The organism is Streptomyces swartbergensis, assembly GCF_002148965.1.
Taxonomy (GTDB): Bacteria; Actinomycetota; Actinomycetes; order Streptomycetales; family Streptomycetaceae; genus Streptomyces; species Streptomyces swartbergensis.
The window spans coordinates 1-9,810 of the sequence record NZ_NGFN01000320.1 but is presented as its reverse complement, the minus strand read 5'-3'; the positions used below and the strand labels follow the sequence as shown (position 1 = coordinate 9,810).

The following is a 9,810-nucleotide window of genomic DNA, read 5'->3' as shown; positions in this document are numbered from 1 at the left end:
GGCATGCCCGCCCCCGCCCTCCCGGTCTCAGAGGCCCATATGCCGACGCCGGTCGCCGCGGGAAGGGGCGACCGGCACCCGGATCGCGCGCGGTGGGACCCCTGGGTCCTCGCCGCCGTCCTCTGCGCCGCCTACGCGGCCGTCTCCGTCGGCCGCTACCGGCACATGACGACCTTCTCCTGGGACCTGGGCATCTTCGAGCAGGTCGTGCGGGCGTACGCGCATCTGCGGGCGCCGGTGTCCGACCTCAAGGGGCCGGGGTTCGACATCCTGGGTGACCACTTCAGCCCGGTGACGGCCCTGCTCGCGCCGGCGTACCGGCTGTTCCCCTCACCGGTCACGCTGCTGGTCGCCCAAGCGGCGCTCTTCGCCCTGTCCGCCGTACCCGTCACCCGCGCCGCCGCCCGGCTCCTCGGCCGTCGTCGCGGTCTGGCGCTCGGCCTCGCCTACGGACTGTCCTGGGGTGTCCAGCGCGCCGTCGACTTCGACTTCCACGAGATCTGCTTCGCCGTCCCGCTGATCGCCTTCTCCCTGGAGGCCCTGCTGGCGGACCGCCGGCGCGCGGCCCTGTGCTGGGCGCTTCCCCTGGTGCTCGTGAAGGAGGACCTGGGGCTGACGCTGACCGCGATCGCGCTCGTCGTCGCCTGGCGGGCGCGCGGCTCGTCGCCCCGGACGGTTCCGTACGCGCTCGGTGCCGCCGTGTTCGGCGTGGCGGCGACGCTGCTCGTCCTCACGGTGGTCATCCCGTCGTTCAACACCGCCGGGAGCTACGACTACTGGAGCAAGGTCAGCGAGTCGGGCAGCCCCGTCGACGGCCTCGGCACCAAGCTCCGCACCCTCGCCTGGCTGCTGATCCCCACCACCGGGCTGCTCGCCCTGCGTTCCCCGCTGCTGCTGGTGGCCCTGCCGACGCTCGGCTGGCGCTTCCTGTCCGGTGACGAGCACTACTGGGGCACCGACTGGCACTACAGCGCGGTGCTGATGCCGGTCGTCCTCCTCGCCCTCGCCGACGCCCTCACGACCGCGCGCCACAGCCCGCGCCCGTGGCTGAGCTCGTACGCCGCCCAGCTGCCGGCCGCCGTCGCCGCCGCGGCCCTGGCGCTGACCACCTCGCTGCCGCTGGCACAGCTCACGGAGGCCGGGATCTACCGCCGGCCCGCCGCGGTGTCCGGCGTCGAACGGCTCCTGGCGCGGATCCCCGACGGCGCCACCGTCGAGGCCAACATCGGCCCGATCAGCCGCCTGACCTCGCGCTGCCGGGTCTTCTGGCTCGGCAACACCCAGGGCGTCACCCCCGAGTACATCGCCCTGGAGAACATCGACGGCACGTACCGCGACCCCGTGGGCTACGCCGGGGACCTGCATCCCGGCGCCGAGTACGCCGTCGCGGGCAAGGCCAACGGGTACGTGGTCCTGGAGCGGCTCAGGGCGAGCTGACACCGGGTGCTCAGACCCTGCCGAGCAACCGGGCCCGCCCCGGAGGTGGAAACCTCCGGGGCGGGCCCGTCCTCCGCAACCCCCGTGTGCGGTGGTCCTTGCGCCGCTACTCGGTCGCGATGGCGTTCAGGACGTTCATCCGGCCCGCCCGGAACGCCGGGATGAGTGCCGCGAACAGACCCACGAACGCCGAGGCGATGAAGACGCCGATGATCGTCGGCCAGGGGATCTCCAGGACCTCCAGACCCTCCAGGGCGAGGAGCTGCTGTGCGGTGGCGCCCCAGCCCATGCCCAGTCCGAGGCCGAGGAGGGCACCGAAGAGGGCGATGACGACCGACTCCATGCGGATCATGCGGCGCAGCTGACGGCGGGAGAGGCCGATCGCCCGCATCAGGCCTATCTCCCGGGTGCGCTCCACCACCGACAGGGCCAGGGTGTTCACCACGCCCAGGATGGCGACGATGATCGCCAGGGCCAGCAGGCCGTAGATCATGTTGAGCAGCTGGCCGATCTGGTCCTTCAGGGCTTCCTTGTAGTCGGTCTGGTCGCGCACGGTGTACTGCGGGTAGTCGTGCAGCGCCGACTTCAGGGACTGGTAGGCGGCGTCCTGCTGCCCGTCCTTGGCGCTGGCGAACAGCATCAGGTCCAGCGGCATCTTGTCGGCGGGGACGTACTTGGCCAACGTGGCGATGGACGTGTACATCGCGCCCGCGTCGATCACGACGTCACTGCTGGTGATCGCCCGGACCGTCAGGCCGGCCGTGGCGCCGTCCTCGAAGGCGACCTTGATCTTGGAGCCGAGGCTGATGCCGTGGTCCTTGGCGAACTTCTCGTGCACCGACATCGAGTCGGGCTTGTAGGCGTCGGGGAGCTCGCCGGCGACCGTCTCGGTGCGCAGGTCGGTCGCGTACGACGGGTCGGCCGCCGTGATCGCCGTGTCCTTGAGCGTCTTGCCGTCGGGGGTGGTGAAGTCGGCCTTGGTCCACTTGTACTCGGTGACCCGCTCCACGTCCGGTGCCGACTTCGCGGCCTTGACCGCCTGCGGGGTGATGAGCTGGCCGCTGTCGGACTGGATGATGAAGTCCGTGCCGACGGTCTTGTCGAGCTGGTCGGTGGCGGATGCCACCATGGAGGAGCCGACCACGGACAGGCACGCCACCAGCGCGAGGCCGATCATCAGCGCGGCGCCCGTCGCGCCGGTGCGGCGCGGGTTGCGCAGGGCGTTGCGCTCGGCCATGCGGCCGACGGGGCCGAACATGCGCAGCAGGACGGCGCCGAGGACGCGGACCACACCGCCGGCGAGCAGCGGGCCGATGACGACGAAGCCGATCAGCGACAGCACCACGCCGAGGCCGAGCCACAGCGAGCCCTCCTGGGCCTTGTCGGCCTGCGCCGCCAGGTAGAGGCCGAAGACGCCGGCGCCGGTGAGGACCGTGCCGATGACACCGCGGATCCAGCCGGCCCTGGCGTCCGCGGGGGCTCCCGCGTCGCGCAGTGCGGCCATCGGGGAGATCTTGCCGGCGCGCCGGGCGGGCAGGTAGGCGGCCAGGACGGTGACGACCACGCCGAGGACCAGGCCGACCACCGGGGTCGTCCAGGCCACCGTCAGGTCGTCGGTGGACAGCTCCATGCCCATCTGGCCCATGAGCTTCATCAGGCCGACCGCGAGGCCGACCCCCCCGGCCACGCCGAGCACCGATCCGACGACGCCGAGCAGCAGCGCCTCGACCAGCACGGAGCGGTTGACCTGCTTGCGGGAGGAGCCGATCGCCCGCATCAGGCCGATCTCCCGGGTGCGCTGGGCGACCAGCATGGAGAAGGTGTTGATGATCAGGAAAATCCCGACGAGGAAGGCGATCCCGGCGAAGCCGAGCATCGCGTACTTCATGACGTTCATGAAGCCCGCGACGTCCTTCTGGTTGGCGTCGGCGGTCTCCTTCGCGGTCTTCACCTGGAAGTCGCCGCCGAGTGCGGCCGCGACGTTCTTCTTCAGCTGCGCGTCGCTGACGCCGGAGGCCGCGGTGACGTTGACGTTGGTGTAGACGCCGGTCTCGCCGACCAGGGTCTGCTGGGCGGTCTTGGTGTCCAGGTAGAAGATCGCGGCGCCGGGGTTGGTGACGGTGAAGTCGGCGATGCCGGAGATCTTCGTCTTGTGGGTGCCGACCGCGCTGAGCACGCCGATCTCGTCGCCGAGCTTCAGGTCGTGCTTGTCGGCGGTGTCGGCGTCGACCATGATCTGGCCGGAGTTCTCGGGTGCCGCACCGGAGGTGATCTTCATGGTGCGGGCTTCGTTGCTGTTCCAGCTGCCGACGATGGTCGGGGCGCCGCTGGAGGGCGACAGGTTGTCCTTGTCGGCGTCGACGACCGTCACCGACGTCGAGAACACCGCGCCCTCGGCGGATTCGACCCCGTCGGCCTTGCGGACCTCGCCGAGCACGGAGGCCGGCATGACCGGCGGCTTGCCGTTGTCGGCGGTCGTCTCGCCGCTGTCGGAGGCGCTCTTGGCGCTCACCGTCACATCCGAGGAGGTGGCCGCGAAGAGCTTGTCGAACGTCGTGGACATGGTGTCCGTGAAGACGAGCGTGCCGCAGACGAAGGCCACCGACAGCAGGACGGCGATCGCCGACAGCGCCATGCGTCCCTTGTGCGCCAGGAAGTTGCGCAAGGAGGTCTTCATGACGGTCATGACGTGCGCCCCCGGGCGTCGAAGTCCTTCATGCGGTCCAGGACGGCCTCCGCGGTCGGCTTGAACATCTCGTCGACGATGCGGCCGTCGGCGAGGTACAGCACACGGTCCGCGTAGCTGGCGGCTACGGGATCGTGGGTGACCATCACGATGGTCTGGCCCAGCTCGTCCACGGACCGGCGCAGGAAGCCGAGGACCTCGGCGCCGGCGCGCGAGTCGAGGTTTCCGGTCGGCTCGTCCCCGAAGATGATCTCCGGCTGGGCGGCGAGCGCCCGCGCCACGGCGACGCGCTGCTGCTGGCCGCCGGACAGCTGGGTGGGCCGGTGCTTGAGGCGGTCGGCGAGCCCGACGGTCTCCACGACGCGCGTCAGCCACTGCTTGTCCGGCTTGCGGCCCGCGATGTCCATGGGCAGCGTGATGTTCTCTATGGCGTTGAGCGTCGGCAGCAGGTTGAACGCCTGGAAGATGAACCCGATCCGGTCCCGGCGCAACTGCGTGAGCTTCTTGTCCTTCAGGCCGGTGATCTCGGTCTCGTCGAGGTAGATCTGCCCGCTGGTGACGGTGTCGAGCCCGGCGAGGCAGTGCATCAGCGTGGACTTGCCGGACCCCGAGGGGCCCATGATCGCGGTGAACTGGCCGCGTGCGATGTCCACGTCGACGTGGTCGAGGGCGACGACGCGGGTCTCACCGGTCCCGTAGGCCTTCACGACCTGCCGCGCCCGCGCGGCAACGGCCGTACGCCCTCCAGTGCCCCCGTGCCTGGGAATGGTCACAGCCGAAGTCACGGTATGTCTCCTATATCGGTCAGCAGATGGTGAAGGCGGTCGCCTGGTCGACAGCCGCGGTATGCGTTGCCGGACCACTGGGTCCGTCCGACGCGTTTCAGTCTCGCGGCGGGGAGGGGTCCCGCGCCCTGGTGCTCAGCGCAGTCTTTTCCTGTGGAAAACCCCACCCCCCCGGTGTGCGGAACCGCCCCCCGGCGGCATAAAGCCAGGTTAAGGAGCGACCCCTGCGCGTCTCGTCCTCCGCCGGTACGAACCCTCCCCAGGTCGTAGTACGGAGGTACCCCTAGGGGCAGTCCACCGAAGGGTGGAGACCGTCTCAGGGTCCGGTCCACCCGTCGGCCCATTCAGGCTCCACCCTCCCGCTGCGTCAGGGTCAAGTGGGAAGCTGTCGGGCGGCAGGTAGGTGCAAGGGGCAGGCAAAGCGACGGCACCCGTGGCGCAGGCGCGGCCGGGGCGAGGGGGAGGAAACCCGGGGTGGGCAGCACCAGTTCCGCGGCGCGCGAGTCCGCACGTCCCGCCACGACAGACCGGCGGGGCGCTGTCGTCGCCGCCCTGATGCTCTCGATGGCGCTGGCCGCGCTCGACGCCACCATCGTCTCGACCGCCGTCCCGCAGATCGTCGGGGACCTCGGCGGTTTCTCCGTCTTCTCGTGGCTGTTCTCCGGCTATCTGCTGGCCGTGACCGTCACCCTGCCCGTCTACGGCAAGCTCTCCGACACCTTCGGCCGCAAACCGGTCCTCGTCGCGGGCTCGGTGGTCTTCCTCGTCGGCTCGCTGCTGTGCGCACTGGCCTGGAACATGGGGGCACTCATCGCGTTCCGCGTCGTGCAGGGCCTGGGCGGCGGCGCCCTCCAGGGCACCGTCCAGACACTCGCCGCCGACCTCTACCCGCTGAAGGACCGTCCCAAGATCCAGTCGAAGCTGTCCACCGTGTGGGCGGTCTCGGCGGTCGCCGGCCCGGGTCTCGGCGGTGTCCTCGCCGCCTACGCGGACTGGCGCTGGATCTTCCTGGTCAACCTGCCGATCGGCGCGGTCGCGTTGTGGCTGATCGTCCGTCACCTCCACGAGCCGGAGCGGCAGACCGGCACCCACGCGCGCGTGGACTGGGCGGGTGCCCTCGCGGTGTTCGCCTGCGGCGGTGTGCTGCTCACGGCCCTGGTACAGGGCGGGGTGGCGTGGCCGTGGCTTTCGGCGCCCTCACTCGCCCTGTTCGGTACGGGACTTGCCCTGGTCGCGGTCGTGGTGCTGGTGGAGCGCCGGGCGGCGGAGCCGATCATCCCCGGCTGGGTGTGGCGGCGCCGTACGATCGCCGCGGTCAATCTGGCCCTGGGCGCGCTCGGCCTGCTGATGGTGGCGCCGGCGGTCTTCCTTCCCACCTACGCCCAGTCGGTCCTGGGCCTCGCGCCCGTGGCCGCCGGATTCGTGCTGTCCGTATGGACGTTGAGCTGGCCCGTATCGGCGGCACTGAGCCAGCACGTGTACCGCAGGATCGGCTTCCGCAACACGGCGATGCTGGGCATCGGAACCGCCGCGCTGATCCTGTTCGCGTTCCCGTTCCTGCCCTACCCCGGGCAGGCCTGGCAGCCGACCGTGCTGATGCTGCTGCTCGGCGCCGCGCTGGGCCTGTTCCAGCTGCCGCTGATCGTCGGGGTGCAGTCGACGGTGGGGTGGGCGGAGCGCGGCACGACCACCGCTTCGGTGCTCTTCTGCCGCCAGACCGGCCAGACGATCGGCGCGGCGGTCTTCGGCGCGGTCGCCAACGGGGTGCTGGCCGCCCGGCTCGGCGGCGCGAGCGACCTCGACTCGGTGACCCGGGCCCTCAACTCGGGCACCGCCCCGGAGGCGACCCGGCGGGCGATCGCCGACGCGGTGCACGCGGTCTACCTGGGCGCGTCCGGCGCGGCGGCACTGGCGTTCCTGGTGCTGCTGTTCCTCGCGCCCCGGAAATTCCCGGTGCTCAAGGACTGACCGTACGTATGCTCCCGCGCATGCTGACCTTGGAACCGCTCCGGGCCGATCACGCGGACGCGCTGCTGGCCTTCGAGCGGGAGAACCGGGCGTACTTCGCCCGCTCGGTGCCGGACCGCGGGGACGCCTACTTCACGCCTGAGGGTTTCGCCGAGCGTCACCGGGCACTCCTCGACGAGCAGCACGCGCGCGTGTGCCACTTCCATGTAGTCCTCGGGGAGGAGGGCAGCCTGATCGGCCGCGTGAACCTGATCGACGTGGCGGACGGCGGCGCCGAACTCGGCTACCGCATCGGCGAACGCGCCGCCGGCCGCGGCGTGGCGACGGCGGCCGTGGCGGAGGTCTACCGGTCGGCCGCCACCGACTACGGCCTGAGGTTCCTCACGGCGGTCACGACCCTGGACAACCTGGCGTCCATGACCGTCCTGGCCCGCAACGGTTTCACCCGCGTCGAGGACACCCCCGTGGCCGGCCGACCCGGAGTCCGTTACGTACGCCGCCTCTGACGACTCGCCGCCCCCGAGACGGGGTTAATGCGGGTAACACCCGAGGTCAGCTCAGTAAGCGCGTACCGACCAATCAGTTTGTCCAAAGGCTCGCGTCCACCCGGTACCGCGAAGTAACGTGCGTGGCTCCCACCCCCCACCTCCCTGCGGTCCGCCGCACCGGATCCGACCCTCGCAAGGAGCACCGGGATGTCCTACGACCCGCCGCCACCGTCCTATCCGTACCGGCCGCCGGATTCCTCGCCCTCCTACGACACCTACCCCTGGCTGCCGCAGCAGCCGCCCGAGCCACCCGAACCGGCCGGGCGGCGCCCCCAGCGCCACGCCGCGCTCGGGCACCACAGCGACCTGCGGGTGCTGCGCAGCGCCTACCGCTGGCAGCGGCGCGTGGCCACGCTCACGGCGCTCGGCTACTTCGTCCTGTTCCTGATCCTCTCGGCGTTCGCCCCGTCGTTCATGACGAGCACCGTCACCGACGGCCTGCCCACCGGCCTGCTGCTCGCGCTCGTCCAAGTCCCCGTGACCTGGCTGGCGATCGCCCTGTACGAGCAGACGGCCCGCCGCCGCGTCGACCCCCTCGCGGACCGGATGCGCAAGCAGGCCGAACTGGACGCCAGGCGGGAGGGAACGCGGTGACCACCGAGTTCAGCGGCAACGCCCAGTCGATGTCCCTGGTCGGCTTCACCGCCGTCGCCACGATCACCCTGCTGCTGTGCGTGATGACGGGCCCGGACCGGGACGACCTCGACGAGTTCTACACCGGCTACAGCTCCCTGTCCCCCATGCGCAACGGCCTGGCGATCGCCGGCGACTACATCTCCGCCGCGACCGTCCTCGGAACCGGCGGCGTGATCGCCCTGTTCGGCTACGACGGGACCGTACTGGCCCTCAGTACGGCACTGTCCCTGATGCTGCTGATGTTCCTGCTGGCCGAACCGCTGCGCAACGCGGGCCGGTTCACCATGGGCGACGCGCTGACCCGCCGTATGCCGGGACGCGGTGTCCGTATCACGGCCTGTGCGGTGACCCTGGCGGCGCTGCTGCCGCTGATGGTGGTGCAGCTGGCGGGGACCGGGCAGCTGATGGCGTTCGTCCTCGGCTTCTCCGGCGAGTCGTTGCAGACGGGCTGCATCATCGGCGTGGGCGCGCTGATGATCAGTTACGCGGCGATCGGCGGGATGAAGGGCACCGCCCTCATCCAGATCCTGAAGATCGTGATGCTGCTCGGCTCCGGCATGGTGGTCGCGGTGCTGATCCTGCACCGGTTCGACTGGGACCCGGGGGCCTTGTTCGGCGCGGCCGCCCAGAACAGCGGCGTGGGCCCGGCGTTCCTCTCGTCGGGGCTCCAGTTCGCGGGCGGCCCCAGCCCCGACCTGGACATGATCACCGCACAGCTGACGGTGGTCCTCGGCGGTGGCGTACTGCCGCACGTCACCATGCGCATGTACACCGCCTCCAGTGCCCGGCAGGTGCGGCGTTCGATGTCCTGGGCGGTGTCGAGCGTGGCGCTGTTCGTCCTCGTCATCACGGTCGTCGGGTTCGGCGCGACGGCCCTGGTCGGGCGGGCGGTGATCGCGCAGGTGGACCCGCAGGGCAACACGGCCTACCTGCTGGGCTCCCAGGCGGCGTTCGGCTCGGACGTGTCGACGGCGGAGACGTTCCTGTTCACGACCGTCACCACGGCGGTCTTCCTCACGCTGCTCGCCTCGGTCGCCGGGATGATCCTCGCCTGCGCCAACTCCCTCGCGCACGACGTGTTCGCGGCCCGGGTGCGGGAGATGTCACCGCGCCGCGAGATGACGGTGGCCCGGGTGTCGGCCCTGGCGGTGGGTGTCCCGGCGATCCTCCTGGCCACGCTCGTCCAGCATCGCAGCCTGCAACCCCTGGTGACGCTGTCCTTCTGCCTGGGCGCCTCGGCCATCGCGCCTGCGCTGGTCTACAGCCTGTTCTGGCGCCGCTTCACGCGAACGGGCCTGCTCAGCACCCTCATCGGCGGCTCGCTGGCCGTCCTGCTGCTGATGCCGGGCACCAACCTGGTCTCCGGCTCGCCCGTCTCCGCCTTCCCCGACGCCGACTTCAACTGGTTCCCGTTCACCACCACGGGCCTGCTCTCCATCCCCCTGGGCTTCGCCTGCGGCTGGCTGGGCACGATGGCCTCCGGCCGCCGCAAGTCGGAGGAACAACGCCACGAGTACGAGGCGGTGGAGGGCTGGATCCTGGCGGGCGCGGTACGCAGGGACCGCTGACGCGCGTGCCTCGGCGGCGGGCGGCYTGGGGTGCCGTGCCGCCGGGGYGGGCRGCTTGGGGTGCCGYGCCGCCGCGTCGGGCRGCYTGGGGTGCCGYGCCGCCGCGTCGGGCAGCCTGGGGTGCCGCGCCGCCGCGTCGGGCAGCCTGGGGTGCCGCGCCGCCGCGTCGGGCAGCCTGGGGT

General features: G+C 71.1%; 7 protein-coding genes. 5 read left to right on the top strand and 2 right to left on the bottom strand.

What is annotated here, in order from left to right; all coding sequences use genetic code 11:
* Positions 1–3: 3 nt before the first annotated feature.
* Positions 4–1,437, top strand: coding sequence for a DUF2079 domain-containing protein (locus CA983_RS34575; RefSeq protein ID WP_086604712.1), 1,434 nt, complete (start codon positions 4–6; stop codon positions 1,435–1,437).
* 106 nt (positions 1,438–1,543) lie between these two features.
* On the opposite strand, the gene CA983_RS34570 is transcribed toward CA983_RS34575, so the two are convergent.
* On the bottom strand, positions 1,544–4,123 hold the full coding sequence (locus CA983_RS34570; protein WP_086604711.1) for an ABC transporter permease: 2,580 nt from the start codon (positions 4,121–4,123) through the stop codon (positions 1,544–1,546).
* Complete coding sequence (locus CA983_RS34565; protein WP_059415878.1) at positions 4,120–4,908, bottom strand: ABC transporter ATP-binding protein; 789 nt, start codon at positions 4,906–4,908, stop codon at positions 4,120–4,122. Before CA983_RS34565 ends, CA983_RS34570 begins: the two co-directional genes overlap by 4 nt.
* 474 nt (positions 4,909–5,382) lie before the next feature.
* Here CA983_RS34565 and CA983_RS34560 point away from each other — a divergent pair, with 474 nt between their 5' ends.
* The 4 genes from CA983_RS34560 to CA983_RS34545 all read left to right on the top strand — a co-directional run bounded on the left by CA983_RS34560 (position 5,383) and on the right by CA983_RS34545 (position 9,628).
* A complete protein-coding gene (locus CA983_RS34560; protein WP_086604710.1) occupies positions 5,383–6,876 on the top strand; it encodes an MFS transporter in 1,494 nt (497 codons plus the stop codon).
* 20 nt (positions 6,877–6,896) lie between these two features.
* Positions 6,897–7,382 carry a GNAT family N-acetyltransferase gene (locus CA983_RS34555; RefSeq protein WP_086604713.1) on the top strand — a complete coding sequence of 162 codons (486 nt, stop codon included), beginning with the start codon at positions 6,897–6,899 and terminating at the stop codon, positions 7,380–7,382.
* Positions 7,383–7,571: 189 nt separating this feature from the next.
* Positions 7,572–8,018 (top strand): DUF485 domain-containing protein, encoded by a 447-nt coding sequence (locus CA983_RS34550; protein ID WP_086604709.1) that lies wholly within the window; start codon positions 7,572–7,574, stop codon positions 8,016–8,018.
* A complete protein-coding gene (locus CA983_RS34545) occupies positions 8,015–9,628 on the top strand; it encodes a sodium/solute symporter (protein WP_086604708.1) in 1,614 nt (537 codons plus the stop codon). The genes CA983_RS34550 and CA983_RS34545 overlap by 4 nt, the downstream gene beginning before the upstream one ends.
* Positions 9,629–9,810: the final 182 nt, after the last annotated feature.